Annotated in this window: 17 protein-coding genes; 7 read left to right on the top strand and 10 right to left on the bottom strand. The window is 60.6% G+C overall.

Annotation, left to right across the window (positions count from 1 at the left end; translation table 11 throughout):
- Positions 1 to 48 precede the first annotated feature (48 nt).
- Genes AC6I7J_RS16290 through AC6I7J_RS16280 form a run of 3 tightly spaced genes read right to left on the bottom strand, consistent with a single transcriptional unit; the run spans position 49 to position 2,058 of the window.
- A complete protein-coding gene (locus tag AC6I7J_RS16290; protein WP_264441647.1) occupies positions 49 to 1,356 on the bottom strand; it encodes a 6-phospho-beta-glucosidase in 1,308 nt (435 codons plus the stop codon).
- Positions 1,349 to 1,693 carry a PTS lactose/cellobiose transporter subunit IIA gene (locus AC6I7J_RS16285; RefSeq protein WP_230201125.1) on the bottom strand — a complete coding sequence of 115 codons (345 nt, stop codon included), beginning with the start codon at positions 1,691 to 1,693 and terminating at the stop codon, positions 1,349 to 1,351. The genes AC6I7J_RS16290 and AC6I7J_RS16285 overlap by 8 nt, the downstream gene beginning before the upstream one ends.
- 59 nt (positions 1,694 to 1,752) lie before the next feature.
- On the bottom strand, positions 1,753 to 2,058 hold the full coding sequence (locus AC6I7J_RS16280) for a PTS sugar transporter subunit IIB (RefSeq protein ID WP_021507627.1): 306 nt from the start codon (positions 2,056 to 2,058) through the stop codon (positions 1,753 to 1,755).
- A 291-nt stretch (positions 2,059 to 2,349) separates the two neighbouring features.
- Between AC6I7J_RS16280 and AC6I7J_RS16275 the strand changes: the two genes are divergently transcribed.
- Positions 2,350 to 3,294, top strand: a complete 945-nt coding sequence (locus AC6I7J_RS16275; protein WP_348879966.1) for a MurR/RpiR family transcriptional regulator — start codon at positions 2,350 to 2,352, stop codon at positions 3,292 to 3,294.
- A 16-nt stretch (positions 3,295 to 3,310) separates the two neighbouring features.
- Here AC6I7J_RS16275 and AC6I7J_RS16270 read toward each other — a convergent pair whose 3' ends face one another.
- Both AC6I7J_RS16270 and AC6I7J_RS16265 read right to left on the bottom strand, forming a co-directional pair.
- Positions 3,311 to 4,399, bottom strand: coding sequence for a tartrate dehydrogenase (locus AC6I7J_RS16270; protein ID WP_498006175.1), 1,089 nt, complete (start codon positions 4,397 to 4,399; stop codon positions 3,311 to 3,313).
- Positions 4,400 to 4,415: 16 nt separating this feature from the next.
- On the bottom strand, positions 4,416 to 5,726 hold the full coding sequence (locus tag AC6I7J_RS16265) for an MFS transporter (RefSeq protein WP_136547046.1): 1,311 nt from the start codon (positions 5,724 to 5,726) through the stop codon (positions 4,416 to 4,418).
- A 130-nt stretch (positions 5,727 to 5,856) separates the two neighbouring features.
- On the opposite strand from AC6I7J_RS16265, the gene AC6I7J_RS16260 reads away from it, so the two are divergent.
- From AC6I7J_RS16260 to AC6I7J_RS16245, 4 genes are all read left to right on the top strand, one after another.
- Positions 5,857 to 6,765, top strand: a complete 909-nt coding sequence (locus AC6I7J_RS16260) for a LysR family transcriptional regulator (protein ID WP_058780408.1) — start codon at positions 5,857 to 5,859, stop codon at positions 6,763 to 6,765.
- Positions 6,766 to 6,883: 118 nt separating this feature from the next.
- Positions 6,884 to 7,429 (top strand): winged helix-turn-helix transcriptional regulator, encoded by a 546-nt coding sequence (locus tag AC6I7J_RS16255; protein ID WP_058780409.1) that lies wholly within the window; start codon positions 6,884 to 6,886, stop codon positions 7,427 to 7,429.
- On the top strand, positions 7,426 to 8,466 hold the full coding sequence (locus AC6I7J_RS16250) for an HlyD family secretion protein (RefSeq protein ID WP_498006173.1): 1,041 nt from the start codon (positions 7,426 to 7,428) through the stop codon (positions 8,464 to 8,466). The genes AC6I7J_RS16255 and AC6I7J_RS16250 overlap by 4 nt, the downstream gene beginning before the upstream one ends.
- A complete protein-coding gene (locus AC6I7J_RS16245; protein ID WP_058774855.1) occupies positions 8,463 to 10,019 on the top strand; it encodes a DHA2 family efflux MFS transporter permease subunit in 1,557 nt (518 codons plus the stop codon). Before AC6I7J_RS16250 ends, AC6I7J_RS16245 begins: the two co-directional genes overlap by 4 nt.
- Positions 10,020 to 10,037: 18 nt before the next feature.
- Here AC6I7J_RS16245 and uxuA read toward each other — a convergent pair whose 3' ends face one another.
- From uxuA to AC6I7J_RS16230, 3 genes are all read right to left on the bottom strand, one after another.
- Positions 10,038 to 11,102 carry a mannonate dehydratase gene (gene uxuA, locus AC6I7J_RS16240; RefSeq protein ID WP_166719824.1) on the bottom strand — a complete coding sequence of 355 codons (1,065 nt, stop codon included), beginning with the start codon at positions 11,100 to 11,102 and terminating at the stop codon, positions 10,038 to 10,040.
- 132 nt (positions 11,103 to 11,234) lie between these two features.
- Positions 11,235 to 11,939: a response regulator gene (locus AC6I7J_RS16235; RefSeq protein ID WP_215480857.1), complete on the bottom strand. Its 705-nt coding sequence runs from the start codon at positions 11,937 to 11,939 to the stop codon at positions 11,235 to 11,237.
- The gene (locus AC6I7J_RS16230) at positions 11,939 to 15,190 is read right to left on the bottom strand and encodes a transporter substrate-binding domain-containing protein (protein ID WP_498006170.1); all 3,252 of its coding nucleotides are present in this window, start codon (positions 15,188 to 15,190) and stop codon (positions 11,939 to 11,941) included. The genes AC6I7J_RS16235 and AC6I7J_RS16230 overlap by 1 nt, the downstream gene beginning before the upstream one ends.
- 370 nt (positions 15,191 to 15,560) lie before the next feature.
- Here AC6I7J_RS16230 and AC6I7J_RS16225 point away from each other — a divergent pair, with 370 nt between their 5' ends.
- Entirely contained in the window at positions 15,561 to 16,523 is a 963-nt protein-coding gene (locus AC6I7J_RS16225) for a sensor domain-containing diguanylate cyclase (RefSeq protein ID WP_275026419.1), read from the top strand.
- Between the two features lie 27 nt (positions 16,524 to 16,550).
- On the opposite strand, the gene AC6I7J_RS16220 is transcribed toward AC6I7J_RS16225, so the two are convergent.
- Entirely contained in the window at positions 16,551 to 18,419 is a 1,869-nt protein-coding gene (locus AC6I7J_RS16220; RefSeq protein ID WP_021507615.1) for an amidohydrolase, read from the bottom strand.
- Positions 18,420 to 18,581: 162 nt separating this feature from the next.
- On the opposite strand from AC6I7J_RS16220, the gene AC6I7J_RS16215 reads away from it, so the two are divergent.
- Positions 18,582 to 19,490 carry a LysR family transcriptional regulator gene (locus AC6I7J_RS16215; RefSeq protein ID WP_021507614.1) on the top strand — a complete coding sequence of 303 codons (909 nt, stop codon included), beginning with the start codon at positions 18,582 to 18,584 and terminating at the stop codon, positions 19,488 to 19,490.
- On the opposite strand, the gene AC6I7J_RS16210 is transcribed toward AC6I7J_RS16215, so the two are convergent.
- Complete coding sequence (locus AC6I7J_RS16210; RefSeq protein ID WP_498006167.1) at positions 19,491 to 21,080, bottom strand: MFS transporter; 1,590 nt, start codon at positions 21,078 to 21,080, stop codon at positions 19,491 to 19,493. It lies immediately after the preceding gene.
- Positions 21,081 to 21,220 lie beyond the last annotated feature (140 nt).

Genomic DNA, 21,220 nt, shown 5'->3' with positions numbered 1-21,220 from the left:
GCGATGAAGCGCGCCGCGACGGCCTGGGTGCGGTTTGCGACAGGGATATCACGCAAACTGCGGCAGCCACGGTTGATTCAGCGTCAGCACTTCGTCCAGCAGCGCTTCGGCGCTGGCGACATCGCCGACCAGCGGATTGCCGACCAGCGCCAGCAGCGCGGCACCGCGATCGCCGTGCACCGCCGCGTCGATGGTCAATCGCTCGAAGGCTTTGATCTGCTGCGTCAGCCCGTGCATCAGCGGTGGCAGCGCGCCAAACACCAGCGGGTGCGCGCCCTGCGCATCGACCACACAGTTCACTTCCACCACTGCGTCGTCCGGCAGACCGTGAATCGCCCCACGGTTCTGGCAGTTCACCACCAGATTTTGCCCGCTATTGTTATGGATGGCGCTGATGAGCTCAACGGCCACTTCGGAGTAATATGCGCCGCCGCGAAAACTCAGCTGCTCCGGCTTGTGCGCCAGCTGCGGATCGGCATACAGCGTGAACAGCTCGGCTTCCACCTTCATCACCTGCTCGGCACGCGTTCCGGCCTGGCCGTGCTGCGCTTTCTCCTGCTCCTCGGCCAGCATCTGCGGCGTTTGCCAGTAATAACGATGATAAGGGCAGGGAATCGCCTGCAGCGCCCGCAGAAACGCCGGCGACCACGGCATCTCTTTGATGTTATTCATGGTCAGCGACTGGCCTTCGCACAGCTGTTCGATCACCCCGGCGGTCACGTCCTCGCCGCGGCACAGCACCTGATGCACCCACACCAGATGGTTCAGCCCGGCGAAGCGCAGCGCCACCTCGTCAAACGGCGCCTGTAACATGCCGGCGATCATATGGTGCATATTCACCGGCACGTTACACAGGCCGATGATCTTCGCGTTGCTGAAGCGCGCCACCGCTTCGGTGACGATGCCCGCCGGATTGGTGAAGTTGATGATGAACGCGTCGGGTGCCAGCTGTTCCACTTTGCGCGCAATCTCCAGCATCACCGGAATGGTGCGCAGCGCTTTGGCGAAGCCGCCGACACCGGTGGTTTCCTGGCCGAGACGGCCATACTTCAGGCCCAGCCGTTCATCGGCGGCGCGTGCCGCCAGCTGGCCGACGCGTAGCTGCGTCAGCACAAAGCGCGCGCCGCGAATCGCCTCATCCAGCGCAAAGTGCACGCTGACCTTAACCTGCTCCAGCCCGTTTTTTTGCAGCATGCGGCGCGTGAGATCGGCGATGATCTGCACTTTTTCGCGTCCTGCCGCCACATCCACCAGCGCCAGTTCGGTTACCGGCAGCTGCGCATAACGGTTAATGATTCCCTCCACCAGCTCCGGCGAATAGCTGCTGCCGCCGCCAATGATTGCTATCTTAAGCATCGTTTTCTCCTGCCGTAGTACGGCGATAGAGTTCAATGATTTCGCCCGCTAAATCCTGAATCAGCATGGCGTTCATCAGGTGATCCTGGGCATGAACCAGAATCAGGGTAACCGGCAGCCGGCCGCTGCCTTCGTCCAGGCTAATCAGCGCCGTCTGCTGCTGATGCGCGCTGCTCACGTTTTCCCGCGCCGCCGCCAGCTGCTGCTGTGCCGCATCAAACTGGCCGGCGCGCGCCAGCCGCAGGGCGCTGAGGGCGGCGCTGCGCGCAGCACCGGCCTGCACCAGCAGCAGCATGATCTCCTCTTCCGGAACCACCATTACGTCATCTTCAGGCATGCCGAATCTCCCACAGCGCAGCGCCGTGTGTTATCAGTCAGATTGGGGGAAACGAAGAATCAGGAAGCGCGCAGCGCCAGCGCTTTATCCAGCACCTGTTCGCCGCGCATCATGCCGTAATCCATCATGTCGATAACGGCGACCGCCTTGCCCTGCGGGGCTGCGATGGCGGTGAGGCGGGCAGCTTCAAACTGCACCTGCGGGCCGAGCAGCACCACGTCTGCGTCCGGCAGGATACGTTCGAAATCGGCCACCGGGACGGCCTGAATGTTGATCGCCAGCCCGCGCGCTTGTGCGGCGTGCTGCATTTTATTCACCAGCATGCTGGTAGACATGCCGGCGGCACAGCAAAGAACAATGCGCATAATTTATCCTCCTGTGAATTGACTCCGGCATTTAAGACCTGTCGCAGTCGCACTGTAAATACCCTGCGGCCAGATGATTTTGTGATGAAAGTTATTTAAGGTATTATTTATCAATAGCTTAATCATTAAACTGCCATGAAAATAATTTTCATTGGTGTGATCGGCACGATGATTTTCTGTTGCGAGTGCTTTAATTCCAGGAAAATTCAGTGCGCTCAGCTGAAAAAAATCTCACCATGAAAAATATTTTCATGCATCATGAGAGTTCGTTACTGAGGATGTGATGAGCTAATGGATATTGTCTGGCAACTGCAGCAGCAGTCGGCGCGTTTTGATGCGCAGGAATCAAAGCTGGCGCGATTTATTCTGGATAACCTGCACGCCAGCGCGCAGGCCACTATGGAGAGTCTGGCGACGCAGGCGGGTGTCAGCCCGGCTGTACTCCAGCGCTTTGCTGCCTCGGCGGGCTACCGCGATCTGGATGATTTTCTGCACCAGGTGCGCCAGGCCGGCCAGCAGGAAAGTGCGTTTATGACGGTGATTCGTCAGCGGCAGGCTTCGCTCAGCCAGCAGGAGCAGCGGGTGGCGCGCGCCATCCTGCGTGACGCCGCGTTTGCGGCCTCGGCCACCATTGAACAACTGGCCAGCCGGGCGGAAGTCAGTGCGGCGACCATTACCCGCTTTGCCCGTTCGGTCGGCTGCGACGATATTCGCGATCTGCGTATGCGGCTGGCACGCGCCAGCGCCGAGCCAGCCAGCGCCAGCCACGGTGCGGTGCCGCAGCTGGTGAGTCTGCATCAGGCGCTGACCCGGCAGTGGCAGCTGCTGGATGACAGCCGCTGGCAGCAGGCGGCGCAGGCGCTGCGTCAGGCACGCAGCGTGTTGCTGATCGGTGCCGCCGGCCAGCACACGCCGCTGGTGGCGGAAGTGCAGCAGCGGTTGAGTGAAGCCGGGCTGGCGCTGGCGTGGATCCAGGACGACAACCTGCTGCGCCTGACGCTCAGCCGTTTGCAGCCGGACGATCTGCTGCTGATACTCGCGCCGGACACCATCAACAGCAGCGTGCTCAGCGCGGTGCATCACGCTCACATCCAGCAGACCCCAGTGATGGCGCTGTGCCCAGCGGCGCTGGATCTCGCCAGCCAGGCCAACTACTGGCTGCCGCTGCCGGATGCAGCACCGGCGCGGCGCTATGGCATTCTGCTGGCGCTGGACCGGCTGGCGGCGGCGCTGTAACACCCCGCCTTTCGACTCAGGCGGTTGCCGCCATCTGAGATTTGGCTTCAATAAACTGCACCAGCGCGCGCGTCACGTCAGCGGTGGTGGCGCTGCCGCCGACGTCCGGCGTCAGAATGCCCGCCGCGCACACGTGCTCAATGCCCTGCATTATCAGCGCGGCCGCGTTGCGCTCGCCCAGATGTTCCAGCATCTGTACCGCGGTCCAGAAGGTGGCGATCGGGTTAGCGATGCCTTTACCGGTGATATCGAACGCCGAGCCGTGAATCGGTTCGAACATCGACGGAAAACGCCGCTCCGGATCGATGTTGGCGGTTGGCGCGACGCCGAGACTGCCGGCCAGCGCGCCGGCAAGGTCGGAGAGAATATCCGCATGCAGGTTCGTGGCGACAATGGTATCCAGCGATTGCGGGTGCAGCGTCATGCGGTGCGTCATGGCATCCACCAGCATCTTGTCCCACTGCACATCCGGAAACTCCTGCGCCACTTCCGCCGCAATTTCATCCCACATCACCATGCCGTGCCGCTGGGCATTGGATTTGGTCACCACCGTCAGCAGTTTGCGCGGCCGCGACTGCGCCAGTTTAAAGGCGTAGCGCATGATGCGCGTCACGCCGACGCGGGTAAAAATCGCCACTTCAGTGCCCACCTCTTCTGGCAGGCCGCGGTGCGCACGGCCGCCGTTGCCGGAGTATTCCCCTTCCGAGTTCTCGCGCACGATTACCCAGTCAAGATCGCCCGGTCCACGGTTGCGCAGCGGCGAGGTCACGCCCGGCAGAATTTTGGTAGGCCGCACGTTGGCGTACTGATCGAAGCCCTGACAAATCGGCAGGCGCAGCCCCCATAGCGTGATGTGATCCGGCACGTCCGGCGCGCCCACCGCGCCAAAGTAGATGGCATCAAACTGCTTCAGCATCTGCAGGCCATCTTCCGGCATCATCACGCCGTGCTGTTTGTAGTAATCCGAGCCCCAGTCAAAGGTCTGCACGTCAAACTTTAGCTGTTCATCGTGCTGCGTCAGCGCCTGCAGCACCTCAACGCCAGCCGAAATCACTTCCGGGCCAATACCGTCTGCCGGAATCGCGGCAATTTTGTAGTTACGCATAGTGTTCTCCAGTCAATTAATGGGTATGAGGATGAGGCAGATCGGCGCTTTGCGGTTTTGGCGTGTGCGCGGCGAGAATCAGCACGATGAGCGCGGACAACGCCAGCAGCGCGGCGACGAAATAGAGTCCCCAGGTGTAGCTGCCGGTTTGCTGGCGGATCACGCCAATCATCATCGGGCCGACAAAACCGCCGAGGTTGCCGATGGAATTAATGGTGGCGATGCCGGCGGCTGCGGCCGGCCCGCTGAGAAACAGCGTCGGCATGCTCCACAGCGGCGGCTTGGAGGCGCTGATGCCGACCGTGACCAGCGTCAGCGCAATAATCACCGCCAGCAGCGTGCTGACGTTGCCGGCGTAAATCAGCCCGGCGGCAGCCAGTAAACAGGCGCCAATGACGTGCCAGCTGCGCTCGCCGCGACGATCGGAGTGACGTGCCCACAGGATCATGCCGATCACGCCGATCACCGCCGGGAAAGCATTGAGGAAGCCGATTTCCAGCGAGGAGGCGCCGAAGCTGCGAATAATTTGCGGTGACCAGATCCCCAGCGTGTACAGCCCGGCCGAGGTGCCGAAGTACACCAGCGCCAGGGCCAGTACGCGCTTGTCCGCCAGCCCGCGCCAGGCGCTGCTGTGGCCGTGCTGCGTCGACCGCGCCTGCTCTTCAGCCTGCATGGTCTCCTGCAGCCAGCGCCGCTCCTCTGCGTTCAGCCATTTAGCCTGCGCCGGACGGTCGGTGAGGAAAAACAGCACCACGATGCCCAGCAGTAACGCCGGAATTGCCTCTAACACGAACATCCACTGCCAGCCGGCGTAGCCCAGCAGACCGTGCATCTCCAGCAGCGCCGCAGAGACCGGCGAGCCGAGCGCGGTAGAGAGCGGGGCGGCGGCCATGAAGATGGCGGTAACCTGCGCGCGCTTCGCCGCCGGGAACCAGTAGCTGAGGTAGAGAATGATGCCCGGGAAGAAGCCGGCTTCCGCCACGCCGAGCAGAAAGCGCAGGACGTAGAAGCTGGTGGTGCCCTGCACCAGCGCCATGCAGCCGGAGACCAATCCCCAGCTGATCATCACGCGGGCGATCCAGATGCGTGCGCCCACTTTATGCAAAATTAAATTCGACGGGACTTCAAACAGAAAATAGCCGAGGAAAAAAATCCCGGCGCCAAAACCAAATACCGTGGGCGAGAAACCTAAATCCTGATTCATGGTTAACGCGGCAAAACCAATATTGACGCGATCGAGAAACGCGATGAAATAGAGCAGCATGATGAAGGGCACAATGCGCAACGTCACTTTACGCATCACCCTTTTTTCGAGGTGAGAGTTCATATTAAAGTGCTCCAGATTGTGTAGGGTAGTATTATTTTCTGGTTGTCGAATGCAGTATGCAGGTTTGTATTGCGCGATCATCAGGCGTGGATTATATAAACTATTTGAATAATCGTGCGGTGAGGGAAATGTGGATATAAATCAATTGCGTTGTTTTGTCGCGGTGGGTAAAGAACTGCATTTCGGTCGGGCGGCACAAAGTATGGAAATGATGCCTGCATCACTTTCCCGCTTTATCCGCCTGCTGGAAGAGGATCTGGGCGTGCGCCTGTTAAACCGCTCAACGCGCAATGTTTCATTAACCGCCGAGGGAGCCCTGTTTTTTGACGAAGCGGGAAAACTGATCGATCAGTTTGATGCGCTGGCGCTGCGTTTTAAAGGCGGATTAAAAGATGAACGCCGGACATTACGCATTGGCGCTATCGATAGCGCCGCGCGCGGTTTAGTTCCGGCACTGCTGAATTTATTTGTGCCGCGTCATCCGCTGAGCGATATCCATATTATCGAAGATAAAACCCTTAACCTGATTCCCAAATTAAAATCCGGCTGGCTGGATATGATTATTATCCGCGCGCCGCAGCGCATGGATGCGTCACTGGCGCTGCGTTTTATTACCCGCGAAAGTTGCGTGCTGGCAGTGCCGCTGACGCATCCGCTGGCGGATAAAGCGCAGGTGACGGTGGCAGATTTTCAGCATGAAGCCATGATCATTCCGGACCGCCGCACCCGGCCGCACAGCCACGATCTGACCATCAGCCTGTTTAAGCAGGCCGGCCTGACGCCGCATATCGCGCAATATGCCGAAGAGAAGCAAACCATTCTCAGCCTGGTGTCCGCCGGCCTCGGTCTGGCGGTGGTGCCAGCCTCTTATCGCACCATGAACAGCGACAGCGTGCGCTATATCCCGCTGACGTTACCTGAGCAGATCAAAGGCTTGCCGCTGAGTATTGCGTGGCAGAAGGGCAACGAAGATCCGCTGCTGCGTGAAATGCTGCGTCTGCTGCATGACCACCGGCAGGAATTGATCGACAGGCTGTGAGGCTGCGCCAGAACGCGTGCTGACGTTCTGTTTATTACTTTCATTCTGCAAGTGACTTGCAAAATGAAAGTTACCCTGCCACAGTATCCCGCATCGACTTCACATCGGGAACTGGCCCATGAAAAACCAACCTCTGTGTAATATGCCGTGCCCTATCGCACGCAGTCTTGGACGCGTCGGCGACGGCTGGAGCATGCTGATCATGCGCGATGCGCTGGCCGGCTTTACCCGCTTTGATGAATTTCAGAAAAGCAGCGGCGTGGCACCCAATATTCTGTCGCGCCGGCTGAAAGAGCTGGTAGAGGATGGATTGCTGGAAAAGGTGTGTTACAGCGACGCTCCGGCACGCTACGAGTACCAGCTCACTGCGGCGGGCCGCGATTTTCGTACGGTAATACTGGCGCTGGCCGAGTGGGGCAGCACCCACTTTTCACCGGAAGGGCGGCAGATGCAGCTGGTTGAAAGCGCCACTCAGCGCCCGGTGACGCCGCAAATGGTCGACAGCGCCACCGGCCAGCCGCTCTCCAGTGACAAATACCAGATGGTGCCAGGCCCGGCGGCCAGCCCGATGATGCACTATCGCCAGCAGTATCTGGCGAGAAAGCGCGCGGGCGATACGGCGCAAAAATTCGCCCCGCAGACGGTGGCCGGGAACGAACCATGAGCCTGACGCGGAAAAAAGCGGCACTGCTGCTGATGCTGGCCTGCGGCGGCGTGGCGCTGGCCGGCTATGGCTATTACTGGTGGCACAGCGCGCGCTTTATGCCTTCGACCGATGATGCCTACGTCGGCGCGGATATCAGTGCGATTTCGGCCAAAGTGTCCGGCTATGTCCAGACCCTTGCAGTGCAGGATAATGCGGCGGTTAAAAAGGGCGACCTGCTGGTACAGCTGGATAACCGCGACTATCGGGCGGCGGTTGACCATGCGGCGGGCGAAGTCGCCGCGCAGCAGGCGGCGCTGCAGGATATCGCCGCCACGCGTCAGCTCCAGCTGGCTACCATCGACGGCGCGCGTGCTGCGCTGCTGGCGGCGCAGGCGGTGACGCAGAAAACCACCGCCGACCAGCGCCGCTATGACGCGCTGGTGAGCAGCGCTGCGGTGTCGCAGCAGATTCGCGATCATGCGCAGGCCGATTACCATCAGGCGCTGGCGCAGGAAGGCAAAACCCGTGCCGATCGCGCGGTCGCCGAACGTCAGCTGCAGGTGCTGGATGCGCGCGAGCAGCAGACGCACGCCGCGCTGGCGCAGGCACAGGCCGACCTGGCACTGGCACAGCTCAATCTGGAATACACCGCTATCCGCGCGCCGTTTGATGGCGTAATCGGCAATCGCCGCGCCTGGGCTGGTTCGTATGTCAGCAGCGGCACGCAACTGCTGTCGCTGGTGCCGGCGCAGGGGCTGTGGATTGACGCCAACTTTAAAGAGAGCCAGCTGGCGCACATGCGGCCAGGCCAGACGGCAACAATTGTCGCGGACGTGCTGCCAGGCCGCACCTTCAGCGGGCATGTCGCCAGCCTGTCGCCCGCGACCGGCTCGCGCTTCAGCATTCTGCCGGCGGAAAACGCCACCGGTAACTTCACCAAAATTGTCCAGCGCGTGCCGGTGCGCATTGCGCTGGACGGCGATGCGGCCACGCTTGGGCTGTTGCGTCCGGGACTGTCGGTGACTGTTACCGTCGATGAGCGCAGCGCGCAATGAGCCGCGTGGTCGCCGCGCCGATCGCGCCCGCGCAGATGCCGGTCAGCCGGAAAGTTTTCGCCTTTGCCACCCTGTGCATCGGCATGTTTATCGCGCTGCTGGATATCCAGATTGTCTCAGCTTCGCTGCGCGACATTGGCGGTGGCCTGTCGGCGGGCGATGATGAAACCGTGTGGGTGCAGACCAGCTACCTGATCGCCGAAATCATCATTATTCCGCTCTCCGGCTGGCTGGCCAGCGTGCTGTCTACGCGCTGGCTGTTCGCCGCCTCGGCCTGTGGCTTTACGCTGATGAGCCTGCTGTGCGGCTGGGCGTGGAACATTCAGAGCATGATCGCGTTCCGTGCGCTGCAGGGGCTGGCGGGCGGCTCAATGATCCCGCTGGTGTTCACTACCGCCTTCGCCTTTTTCCAGGGCCGGCAGCGGGTGATTGCCGCCGCGACCGTCGGCGCGCTGGCATCGCTGGCGCCGACGCTCGGCCCGACCGTTGGCGGCTGGATCACCGATAACTTCAGCTGGCACTGGCTGTTTTTCATCAACATCATTCCCGGTATTTACATCACCATTGCGGTTCCGCTGCTGGTGAACATCGACGCGCCCAACCGCGAACTGCTGCGCGGCGCGGATTATCTCAGCATCGTGCTGCTGGCGCTGTCGCTCGGCTGTCTGGAATATACGCTGGAAGAGGGGCCGCGCTGGGGCTGGTTTGATGATGACACCATTGCCACCACTGGCTGGATTGCGCTGGCGGCGGGCGTGTTGTTTGTGATCCGCACGCTGCGGCATGCCAAACCGATCGTCGATTTACGCGCGCTCAGGGACCGCGACTTTAGCCTCGGCTGCTACTTCTCGTTTATGGCGGGCGTAGGGATCTTCGCCACCATTTACCTTACGCCACTGTTTCTCAGCCAGGTGCGCGGCTTCAGCGCACTGGAGACTGGACTGGCGATCTTTTCTACCGGGGTGTTTCAGATTCTGTCGATCCCGCTGTATGCCTGGCTGGCGAACCGCGTCGATCTGCGTATTTTGCTGGCGGCGGGGCTAATCTGTTTTGCGCTGTCGATGCATTTCTTCGTGCCGATTACCCATGACTGGGGGGCGAAGGAGTTGCTGTTCCCGCAGGCGTTTCGCGGTATGGCGCAGCAGTTTGCCGTGGCACCGACGGTGACGCTGACGCTGGGCAGTTTGCCACCGGCCCGCCTGAAGCTCGCGTCTGGCCTGTTTAATCTGATGCGCAACCTTGGCGGTGCGATTGGTATTGCCCTGTGCGGTACGGTGCTCAACGACCGCACCAACCTGCACTTTAGCCGGCTGGCGGATCATCTCAACAGCGCCAGCCTGACGCTGGGTGATTTTCTGCAGGGGCGCGCTCAGGCGCTGATGACCAGCGGCCTGAGCCCGGATGCCGCGCATACGGCCGCGCTGCAGTCGCTGGCGGCGCTGACGCTGCGTGAAGCGCGCACCCAGGCCTTTTCCGACGCGTTCTGGCTGATCATGACAGGATTTTTCGTCGCGGCGCTGCTGGTGCCGTTGCTGAAAAAGCCGCAAGGGTGAGCGCCAGATCGTAGCCCATTAACGTTTACTCAGCGCTTCCCACAGGCCCAGCAGATAGGTGGTGCCCAGCGCGCGGTCGTACAAACCGTAGCCTGGGCGCCCGGTTTCACCCCAGATAAAGCGGCCGTGATCCGAACGGATATAGCCGTCAAAGCCGTTGTCATACATCGACTGCAGCACTTTATACATATCCAGCGAGCCATATTCCGTCGGATGCGCGCACTCGTAGAAATCTTTATCGCGGATGATCTTGATGTTGCGCACGTGGGCAAACGGGATGCGCTTGCGGCGCGAGAATTCGGCCAGAATGGCATAGACATCGTTCTGCGGATCCTCGGCAATCGATCCGGTGCACAGCGTGATGCCGTTGGCTTCAGAATCGACGACGTTACAGATCCAGTCGAGATCGTCGCGGTTCTTCACCACGCGCGGCAGACCGAAGATCGAATACGGCGGATCGTCCGGGTGGATCGCCATCTTCACGCCCACCTCTTCGCACACCGGGATCACCGCTTTGAGGAAATAGGCGAGGTTTTCACGCAGCTTCGCGTCATCAACGTCCTGATATTTGGCAAACAGCTCCTGAACTTTTGCCAGCCGTTCCGGCTCCCAGCCCGGCAGCGCGAAGCCGTTGGCGCTGCCCAGCACCTCTTTCACCACCTCGTCGAGGCTTTTATCGATGCCCTGTTTCTCGAAGGCCATGGTGATGGAGCCATCCGGCAGCACGTAATGCATATCCGTCTTCATCCAGTCAAACACCGGCATGAAGTTGTAGCAGATCACTTTTACCCCGGCGGCCGCCAGGTTGCGGATGCTTTGCTGATAATTAGCGATGTAGCGATCGCGGCTCGGCAGGCCGATCTTGATGTCGTCGTGAATATTAACACTCTCAATCACTTCAACTGTCAGTCCGGCTGCGTGCACCTGATCGACCAGCGCCTGGATCTTCTCCTGCGGCCAGGTTTCGCCCACCGGCACATCATAAAGTGCGCCCACCACGCCGCGTACGCCCGGCACCTGGCGAATATATTCCAGCGAAACCTTGTCTTCCTTCGGCCCAAACCACCGCATTGTCAGCTGCATTATGTCATCCACCGTCATCGTGTCTGTATGATAATGGCTAAACTACCATACTAGAATTCATGAGGGCAGCATTGCGCGGCGATTAAGCCTTGATCCGCGTCACAGAACCGGTTTTATCCGCAGCGCAGTCGCTTACTGGGTGGTCACCAGCTCGGTGAAATATTGCTTGTACTTAAACAGTTCGAGATCCGAGCGCAGCCCCAGTTTGCGCAGCGCGGTCTGCTTCTGACCGCTGATGGTTTTGCGGCTGCGCGCGTATTTACCGGCGATCTGCGTAATACTCAACCCGTCGAGATAACAGCGAATCACCTCGATTTCGCGCGGGCTCAGCTCGCGCAGCAGCAGCGTGATGTCGTCGCCCGCCTGGCGCGGCGTCAGGTAGTCGTGCATCTCGCGATCGCTCTCCTGGAATTTATCCAGCTCCAGCATTATGTCCGGCGTCAGGAAGCGCTTGCCGCGACAGATTTGATGGATGGCGTCGATCAGTACCTCCTGATCGTGGCTTTTGCCGACAAATCCCTGTACACCGGCTTTCAGCAACAGCTGGACAATCGCCGGTTTCTCCACCGCGGATGACACCAGAATCTTCAGCTGCGGGTAGTGCAGGCGCAGCTGTTTCACCATTTGCAGCCCGTCGAGCTGGTCTTCACCCAGCATGTAATCCAGCACCAGGATATCGAGCGGGTGGCGCTGCAGGAAATTCATCAACTGCTGGCGCTGGGCAAAAGCCCCGGCCAGATCGAGCTGCGGCTCCTGCGCTAAGCGGTACTGCATGGCTTTACCAATCAGCGGATGATCGTCCAGCACGGCAATCTGCCAGATTGCGCTCTCTTTCATTACATCACCTCTTCAGGAATAGGCGTTTCCAGGGCACGCAGGAACAGCGCGTCCAGCTCGGCCACCGCCCCGGCGACCTCCGGCAGCAGCTGTTGTAATAGCGCACCATCTTCATGCTCCGCCGCCTGTTCGGCGGCGCGGCAGCGATGTTGCAGCGCGTCGGCGCGCAGCATTCGGGCACTGCCGAGTAGCTGATGCGCGGCGTGACGCGCCGAAGCAAAATTGTTCGCAGCCACCGCCTGCGTCAGCTGGGCGAGATCGTAACTGTTCTGCTGGCGCGCGGTGGTCACCAGGTCGCGCCACGCCTGCGGGTTGTTTGCCGCCAGATTCTCCAGCGTCAGCAGGGTATCGTCGCGCGTCGGGTTCATCGGTGCGCCGGTGATCACCTGCAGCAGCTGCGCGCGCTCCAGCGGTTTAAACAGACAACCGTTCATGCCGGCGTCCTGCGCCAGCTGCGCCACGCGCTCCTCCGCCATCGCCGTCAGGCCGTAAACCGGCACCGCGCGTCGCACCAGGCGCTTCTCTTCGGCGCGCAGCTGGCGGGTGAATTCGAAGCCGTCCATCTCCGGCATGTTGCAGTCGGTAATCACGCGGTCCGGCTGATTTTCGCGCCACAGCGCCAGTGCCGCTGCACCGCCGTCCGCCACCAGCACATGGTGCCCGGCGTAGCGCAGCTGCTGGGCCAGCAGCAGACGGTTAGTGGCGTTGTCATCGACAATCAGAATGCGCAGTGCAGCCTGTTTTGCTGGCTCCACCGCCTGTGGCAGGGCGGGCTGCTCATGTTCAATACGCGCCGCTTCCGCGCGGAAGCGCAGCATAAACACGCTGCCGTCACCCGGTTCACTCTCGACGTGCAGCTCGGTGCCAAGCATCACCGCCAGCCGGCGACAGATATTCAGGCCTAACCCGGTGCCGCTGGCGCGGTTGCTGCCCTGATCGACCTGAATGAACGGCTCGAAGATCGCCTGCTGCTGCTCTGCCGTCAGGCCAACTCCGCTGTCGCTCACCTCCAGCACATACTCCGGCAGCGCGCTATTCGCCTGATACAGCGCCACTTCCACTGCGCCCTGCGAGGTAAACTTGATGGCGTTGCTCACCAGATTGGAGAGAATTTGCTTCAGCGCCACCGGGTCAAACAGCACCTGGTCCTGCTCCAGCTCCAGCACGATATTCAGCTCAAGGCCTTTATTCAGCGCCACCTGGCGGAACAGCGCTTCGCAATCCCGCACCACTTCACTGAGCGACATCGGCTGCAGCTGCACGCTGAAATGCCCGGATTCGATTTTGGCCAGGTCGAGAATATCGCCCACCAGCGACAGCAGCGATCGCGACGACTCCCAGGCAACATCAATGTTCTTCTGCCGCTGCTGTTCATTACTCTGGCCGAGATGCTCGATTTCCAGCAGGCCAATCAGCGCCGCCAGCGGCGTGCGGATTTCATGACTCATGTGCGACAGGAAGGTGCTTTTCGCTTCGCTGGCGCGCACCGCAACTTCGTTGGCTTTACGCAGGTCGGCCATCAGCGCTTCGATATGCGCCAGCTGCTCGCTGATTTCACGCTCGTGCTCGCGCTGTTTGGCCAGCGAGGCTTTCAGCAGATGGTTACGCCACAGGAAAAACAGCAGGCCCAGCCCGGCCACGGCGACGATGCGCAATATATAGCTGCGATAGCTTTGCCACGAGGTGCTGGTGGCGGGCGGCGTGTATTTGATCCAGCGCTCCATCAGCGACTGCATGGTCGGCTGCGGAATATCAGACAGCGCTTTGTTAAGGATCGACAGCAGCACCTGATCCTGACCATTGACTGCCATCGCCATGCGGAACATCGGTAGCGGCGCGACAAACGCCACTTTGAAGCTGTCATTGAAGTGATTGTTGAGCAGAAACAGCGACGACTCGTACGGCACGATAAAGCCATCCAGCTGCTTATCGAGTAGCTGACCGAGCGAATCAATCGATACGCCGTTTTCGACGAAGTTGATGCCCGGCCAGCGCTCACGTAAATCGTAACGATAGTAGGCGCGCTCATAGATTCCGACGCGCTTGCCCGCCATCTCATCAAAGCTTTTCCACGGGCTGTCTTTGCGCGTCACCACTACCCATGACGAGTAGATGTAGGAGCGGGTGTAGCGGATTTTGTCGTCCTGCTGCGCGGTGGTGTCGCTGACGGCGATAATCGCATCGCGCTGGCGGTTGAGCGTATCGCGCATGTTGCTCAACCCCTGAATCGGATTGTAGCGAAAGCGAATGCCGGTACGCTGGGAAATCATTTTCAGCAGGTCCACGCTCAGGCCGACCACGCGCTGGCGGTTATCAGTAAAGGTAAACGGCGTATGCGAAGGATCGTAGTTAACGGTGATCTCGCGGTGTTCTGCCAGCCACGCGGCCTCTTTGTCGCTGAGATCCAGCGGATGGTTTTTAACCACCGACTGATAATCCAGGCTCCAGGCTTCCGCAATCTGTACCGCGTTGCGCAGCGGAATGTTTTTCAGGATTTCATCGATGGCTGCGATCAGCGGCAGATTGGCGTGGTTGCTGGCAAAGCGCGCGTCGACATCGTTAGTGTACGGCGTGCTGTGCGCTTCAATCACATTCTGCAGGCCGCGATGCGAAAGAAAGCGCTGAGTGGCGCTGTTGCTCCAGAACAGGGTGTTTTCGCTGAACGCGGTGTCGGTGTAGGCCCACAGCGGCGGCGCGGCCGGCGCCAGCGTGGCGCGCGGATAGCGCTTGTGCAGCAGTGCTTTAAGTTCCGCATCACCGTAATAGAGCAGACGATAGCGGCTATTTTTCAGCTCACTGTCGAAGGTCGCGTTACGTTTGCTGATTAACACGCTGCGCGCCAGTGAATACGGCAGGCTCAGCGCCAGCTGCGTATCCTGATTGGCGGCCAGCGTGTAGTAAGGAATCAGATCGACTTCACCGTCGTTAAGCGCATCCACCAGCTCCAGCCGGGTTTTATACACCTTAATTTTCACCGGCAGATTTAACGCCTTCGCCACAATGGCCAGATAATCGGCCGAGAGTCCTTCGTAGGTATTGGCTTCAAACGACACGGAATAGGGCGGCAGCGGGTTGTTCCACACGCCGACGCGCAGTACAGAGTGCTGTTTCAGCCACTGCTGGCTCTGCGGCGACAGCGTGACTTCCGGTGCTACCAGACCATAGCGCGGCGAGAAATTTAACGTGGTTGCACCCCAGGCAGACAGGCAAAAGCCCAGTAACAGAAGGAGGCTGAGGATGCGTTTACTCACGGATGGTTTCACTCGCTGGACCGGTTGCGCGCGCTGCCACCATGACGGCGCTTCTTCTCTGACGGCACGTTGCGCGTCAGGCATCCTTCAACAGCGACTTAATACAAGTGGACTTAAATCGCGCTTAAGAAATTTCTTAAAAACAGGAGAGAAAATTCCTGGTGAAAGCCAGGTTTCGCCGGCGCTACGAAGCGAAGCGCGCTGCTATTTTTAGTAAGTGTAAGTTTTGTTTGCTGAAATTACCGCGTTGCTTCGCCATTCCTGCTGAACCCGGCGCAATTTTCCGACGCTAATCGCCTTTTCATTTGTTTTATTTACAGAATCTATCGTGCAGGCAAAATAGCCCTTATTTTCTCTCCAGCGATCAACCATGTCCGAAGAAGCGCTGCGCCAGCAGATTCAGAACCTGAAAAAGCACAATGCGCGCCTCAAGCGCCTGGCGCACGACGCGCGTAATAAGCTGAACGCGGCGCTGGACGGCACCGGCTTGTGCCTGTGGCAGCTGGATATTCCCAGCGGCAAGCTGGTGATTTTTAACCGGCGCTGGGGCGCGATGCTCGGCTTTCAGGCGAAAGAGACCAAAGCGCGCTTTGATGCCTGGCGCGAGTGCCTGCATCCGGAAGATGCCGATGAGGTGCTGCGCGCCTTTTACGATCATATTGAAGGACGCGCGCCCTATTACGAGGCGCTGCACCGTATGATCGGCAAGAACGGCAAAATCACCTGGGTGCTGGATCGCGGACGCGTCAGCGAGTGGGATGAACAGGGGAATCCGCTCAAAGTGACTGGCACCCACATCGACATGACCAAAGAGAAGAATTACGAAGCCCAGCTCTCCCTGCTGGCGCATCACGATCCGTTAACCGCGTTGCCCAACCGCCACGCGCTGCAGGCGCATTTTAGCCAGCTGCAACGCGCCGGGCCGCTGTGCGTGGCGTTTATCGACCTCGACAACTTCAAGCACGTTAATGACACGCTCGGCCATCGCAGCGGTGACGAGGTGCTGATTCAGCTCAGCCAGCGCATCCGCGATTTGCTGCCGTCAGAGGCCATCGTCGGGCGGCTTGGCGGCGATGAGTTCGTGCTGCTGCTGCCGTTTTTGATTGATTACCCGAAGGTGCGCATTCTGGCGCAGGCGGTGCTGGATGCGGCGCTGACGCCGTTTGATGTCGACAATGGTCATGCGCAGATTGGCGCCTCAATCGGTATCGCCCCGGTACACCGGCGCGACAGCTTCGATGACGCGCTGACCCGGGCGGATGGCGCGATGTACCAGATTAAGAGAAACGGTAAGCAGGGCTTTGGCCTGGCAGGCAATATATCGGCGGGGTGAGGGCCAGTGCCCGCCCCCCTTTATCACTTAAAACGCAAAACAGGAACAGCCCAGCGCACCCCAGAACGCGTTATTGTCTGACACCGGCACCGATGACTGGCGCGCCACATCATGAGCGTGGCTGTGCACGCCACAGGGGCCGCTGCACTGGTGTACCTGCGGCATCCGCGCGGCGCGGCCGCTGGTCTGCGGCGGGGCGCTGCGGTAGTGGCCAGGCACGGTAACCACCGGCGACCACTCCGGCAACACCGGCACCGGCGGCGGTGCCAGCGGCGTGAAGCTGCCAGCGGCATACACCACATTGCCATCCACCAGCGTCAGCACCGATTCAATGCCTTTGATCTCCTCTTCCGGTACGCTGAAGAAATCTTTCGATAACAGCACCAGATCCGCCAGCTGGCCGACTTTGATCTCACCTTTGGCGCTCTGCTCGCTGGAGAACCAGGCACTGCCTTTGGTCCATAGCATCAGCGCGGTTTCACGGTCGATGCGTGCGTTGTCATCGTACAGCTGCATCCCGCCGACGGTACGGCCTGAAACCAGCCAGTACAGTGCGGTCCACGGGTTATAGCTGGCAACGCGGGTGGCATCGGTACCGAGGCCGACCGGCACGCCGGCCTCCAGCATGCGCGCCACCGGCGGCGTCTGCTTCGCGGCCTCTTTACCGTAGCGATCGACAAAGTATTCTCCCTGGAAAGCCATGCGATGCTGCACCGCCAGGCCGCCGCCGAGCGCTTTTACCCGCTCAATATTGGCTTCAGTGATGGTTTCCGCATGGTCAAAGAACCAGTGCAGGCCATTGAACGGAATGTCGCGGTTCACCTTCTCAAACACATCCAGCATGCGGCTGATCGATTCGTTATAGGTGGCGTGCAGGCGGAACGGCCAGCGATGCTCCACCAGGTGGCGCACCACGCGCTCCAGCTCATCTTCCATGCCGGGGGCCAGATCCGGGCGCGGTTCGAGGAAATCTTCGAAGTCCGCCGCCGAAAACACCAGCATTTCACCGGCACCGTTGTGGCGCAGGAAATTGGTGCCCTGGCCCGGCTTCAGCATATCGGTCCACTTCTCAAAGTCTTCCAGCTCGTGGCCGGGCCGCTGGGTGAACAGGTTATAGGCGATGCGTACCGTCAGCTGCTTTTTCGCGTGCAGTTCGGCGATCACGTCGTAATCGTCCGGGTAATTCTGGAAGCCGCCGCCGGCGTCGATGGCGCTGGTCAGACCGAGGCGGTTCAGCTCGCGCATAAACTGACGCGTCGAGTTAACCTGCTGTTCCAGCGGCAGCTTTGGCCCTTTCGCCAGCGTGGCGTACAGCAGCATGGCGTTGGGACGGGCGATCAGCATGCCGGTCGGATTGCCATTGCTGTCGCGCTGGATTTCGCCGCCCGGCGGGTTGGGGGTCTCTTTGGTGTAGCCCACCACTTTCAGCGCGGCGCGATTGAGCAGCGCGCGGTCATACAGATGCAGAATGAAGACCGGCGTATCGGGCGCGGCGGCGTTGATTTCGTCCAGCGTCGGCATGCGGCGCTCAGCAAACTGGAACTCGCTCCAGCCCCCGACCACGCGCACCCACTGCGGTGACGGCGTACGCAGGGCCTGTTCGCGCAGCATACGCAGCGCATCGGCCAGCGACGGCACGCCTTCCCAGCGCAGCTCAAGGTTGTAATTGAGGCCACCGCGAATCAGATGCAGGTGGGAATCGTTCAGGCCGGGGATGCCGGTGTGCCCTTTGGCGTCGATGATTTGCGTGTCGCTGCCGGCAAAGCGCATGACGTCCGCTTCGCTACCTACGGCGAGGAACTTGCCGTCTTTGATGGCTACGGCGGTGGCCAGCGGGTTTGCGCGGTCGACGGTGTGAAACTTACCGTTGGTAAAAATCAGGGATGCGGTCGTCATTCTGTTCTCTCCGTTAAATTAAGCGTAGCGGCCCTCAGCCACCGTGTTAATGCGCGGTTAAAAATGCTTGCGCCGATGAGGAAAAAAATACGAAATGACAGCAGTTATTGATAACGGATTGTTTTTACGTTGTCGTTCAACTTTTTTTACGGAGGGTAGGGAATGCGTTTAAATCTGGAGGCGCTGCTGATTCTGGATGCGCTCGATCGTCATGGCACCTTTGCCGCTGCGGCCGCGCGACTGTTCAAAACCGCGTCGGCGTTGAGCTATACCGTGCAGAAGATGGAGAGCGATTTAAAAATCACGCTGCTCGATCGCTCCGGCCATCGCGCCACGTTCACGCCGACCGGCCGTCTGATGCTGGAAAAAGGGCGAACGCTGCTGCGTGCGGTGAACGAGCTGGAGCAGCAGGCGCGCTACGTGGAGAGCGGCTGGGAGAGTCTGCTGACCATCAGCGTGGATGCTTCGCTGCCGTTCAGCATCCTCACGCCGCTGATTGACGAATTTTATCAGCAGCACCCGCACACCCAGCTGCAGTTCCGTCAGGACGTGCTGGCCGGCTGCTGGGAAGCGCTGCACTACGGCGAAGCGGACATTGTCTTTGGCGCGGTTCAGGAACCCGCCACGCGCAAAGAGATTGTCTGCCAGCCGCTGGGCTGGCTGGAGTATGTGTTCGCTGTCGCTCCTGACCATCCGTTGGCGGCAGAGCCCGAACCGCTGCTGCGCGAACAGATTCGCCAGTATCGCGCGGTCACGGTGCATGATTCATCCCGCCACGGTGCCGGGATGGATTTACGCGTGCTGGATGAGCAGAAGACGCTGAGCGTGCATGATTTCCCGGCCAAACTGCAGGCGCATCTTGCCGGGCTCGGCTGTGGTTATCTGCCGCTTTACCTGGCGCGCCCGCACCTGGCGAGCGGTGCGCTGGTGGCGCGCCAGCTGGATAGCGAGTGCCGGCGCGATATCGCCTATCTGGCGTGGAATGAGAGCGCCTGCGGCAACGCGGCTATCTGGTGGCGCGAGCGCCTGCCGACGCTGCCCGGCCTGAGTGACATCTACGCGCCAGCCTGATCACAGCGCAATATGATGGCTGACCTGCGGGGGTTCATCACCCTGATGGTACTGCAGTACCGCCTGCTGTAACTCAGCATCGGCGCGCGAGACGCGCTGGTGCTGACGCAAATGCTCCTGCCATGACTCCACCATAAACCACTCCAGCAGCGCTCCGGCATCGTCGGTCTGCTCCATTAATCCCCACGCATAGGCACCGTCACGGCGTCGCGCCTGCGCCAGTTTGTGCATGGCGTGCTGGAAAGCGGCGCGATCGGCCTGGGGAACACGGTAGCGAATCTGGATCAGTACGGCGCCACGGCGGATATCCACCGCATCGCTCACCACTGGTTCAGCCCAGTGCTGCGCTGGCTGCAGATCCGCTTCGCCCGCCGGCAGCGCCAGCCGTTTTGCCAGCAGCGCCGTGATGAGCAGCGCCGCGCCGGCCAGCATCAGCGTTGGCGCCAGGCCCATGTGCTGGGCGATCAGCCCCCAGGCCAGACTGCCACCCGCCAGCGTGCCGTTGAACACCATCAGATAGACCGCCAGCCCGCGACCGCGCACCCAGTCGGGCAGCACCGCCTGCGCCACGCCGTTGAGGGTCGTCAGCGCGATGATCCAGCCGGTGCCCAGTACCAGCATCAGCAGCAGCGCCAGCCACTGCGGCGGACTGAGCGCCAGCGCCACCATGACCAGCGCGCTGAGCACGGCGGAGAGCAGCATCAGTCCATCATGGCTCAGCCGGGCACGCAGGCGCGGCAGCAGCAGCGCGCCGGCAATAGCACCGGCACCGACGGCCCCGAGCAGCAAGCCGTAAAAGCCTGCGGTGCCGTGCAGCATGGTGCGCGCCACCAGCGGCAGCAGCGCCCAGATGGCACTGGCAAAGGCAAAATACAGCGCGGCACGCAACAGTACGCGGTGCAGTTCGCGGCTGGCTTTCACATAGCGCAGCCCGGCGCGGAAAGCGCCAAAGAAGTGCTCATTCAGCGCGGTAGCGGCTTTCGCCGGACGTTTCCACCACAGCAGCGCGGCGATGACGAAAAAATAACTGGCGACATCGGCACCGTAAGCGGCCATAGCACCTAAACTTGCCAGCAGCAGGCCGCCGGTAGCCGGTCCAATCGCCCGGGCAATGTTGATGCCCAGCGAGTTGAGCGCGACGGCATTTTTCAGCTCATGGCGGGGTACCAGTTCCGGCACGATGGCCTGCCATGCCGGACCGAACAGCGCCGCGCCGACGCCGCCGACAAAGGTCAGGCCGATCAGCCATTCAACGGTGAGCCAGTGGTTGTGCGACAGCAGCAGTAGCGTGCCGCTGACGCTGGCCATCAGCAGCTGCACCACAATTAGCAGTCGGCGGCGGTCAACAATATCTGACAGCACGCCGGCCGGCAGCGCCAGCAGGAACACTGGCAGGGTGGCGGCGGTTTGCATCAGCGCGACGGCGGTTGGGTTATCCGACAGTCCGGTAATCAGCCAGGCGCTGGCAACGTCACGGATAAAGCTACCGGTATTGCCGAGCACCGAAGCGGTCCAGATCACGGCGAAAAGCCCGTAGGCGAAAGGGGAAAACGCGCCGCTGCGCGCTGTTTGTGGATTTGGCTGGTTCATCAGGCTGTTCCTGTCTGTGTGCGATGAGAGCACGATACGAAGCTCGCCCGTCAGGAGATAGCGGAAAAAATCGGCCAACTTGTACAAGGATTTTTGACGGCAGGGCTTAGCAAAAATCTTTGCACAAGTTGTCAAAATCT

The organism is Type-C symbiont of Plautia stali (genome assembly GCF_059730935.1).
The sequence above is the reverse complement of the archived record's forward strand: the minus strand, read 5'-3'. Positions and strand labels throughout refer to the sequence as shown.

What these genes read in the sequence shown, in the direction of transcription:
- AC6I7J_RS16290 (WP_264441647.1), bottom strand. Translation starts at nt 1,356, where the DNA reads ATGCTTAAGATAGCAATCATTGGCGGCGGCAGCAGCTATTCGCCGGAG.
- AC6I7J_RS16285 (WP_230201125.1), bottom strand. Translation starts at nt 1,693, where the DNA reads ATGCCTGAAGATGACGTAATGGTGGTTCCGGAAGAGGAGATCATGCTG.
- AC6I7J_RS16280 (WP_021507627.1), bottom strand. Translation starts at nt 2,058, where the DNA reads ATGCGCATTGTTCTTTGCTGTGCCGCCGGCATGTCTACCAGCATGCTG.
- AC6I7J_RS16275 (WP_348879966.1), top strand. Translation starts at nt 2,350, where the DNA reads ATGGATATTGTCTGGCAACTGCAGCAGCAGTCGGCGCGTTTTGATGCG.
- AC6I7J_RS16270 (WP_498006175.1), bottom strand. Translation starts at nt 4,399, where the DNA reads ATGCGTAACTACAAAATTGCCGCGATTCCGGCAGACGGTATTGGCCCG.
- AC6I7J_RS16265 (WP_136547046.1), bottom strand. Translation starts at nt 5,726, where the DNA reads ATGAACTCTCACCTCGAAAAAAGGGTGATGCGTAAAGTGACGTTGCGC.
- AC6I7J_RS16255 (WP_058780409.1), top strand. Translation starts at nt 6,884, where the DNA reads ATGAAAAACCAACCTCTGTGTAATATGCCGTGCCCTATCGCACGCAGT.
- AC6I7J_RS16250 (WP_498006173.1), top strand. Translation starts at nt 7,426, where the DNA reads ATGAGCCTGACGCGGAAAAAAGCGGCACTGCTGCTGATGCTGGCCTGC.
- AC6I7J_RS16245 (WP_058774855.1), top strand. Translation starts at nt 8,463, where the DNA reads ATGAGCCGCGTGGTCGCCGCGCCGATCGCGCCCGCGCAGATGCCGGTC.
- uxuA (WP_166719824.1), bottom strand. Translation starts at nt 11,102, where the DNA reads ATGCAGCTGACAATGCGGTGGTTTGGGCCGAAGGAAGACAAGGTTTCG.
- AC6I7J_RS16235 (WP_215480857.1), bottom strand. Translation starts at nt 11,939, where the DNA reads ATGAAAGAGAGCGCAATCTGGCAGATTGCCGTGCTGGACGATCATCCG.
- AC6I7J_RS16225 (WP_275026419.1), top strand. Translation starts at nt 15,561, where the DNA reads ATGTCCGAAGAAGCGCTGCGCCAGCAGATTCAGAACCTGAAAAAGCAC.
- AC6I7J_RS16220 (WP_021507615.1), bottom strand. Translation starts at nt 18,419, where the DNA reads ATGACGACCGCATCCCTGATTTTTACCAACGGTAAGTTTCACACCGTC.
- AC6I7J_RS16215 (WP_021507614.1), top strand. Translation starts at nt 18,582, where the DNA reads ATGCGTTTAAATCTGGAGGCGCTGCTGATTCTGGATGCGCTCGATCGT.
- AC6I7J_RS16210 (WP_498006167.1), bottom strand. Translation starts at nt 21,080, where the DNA reads ATGAACCAGCCAAATCCACAAACAGCGCGCAGCGGCGCGTTTTCCCCT.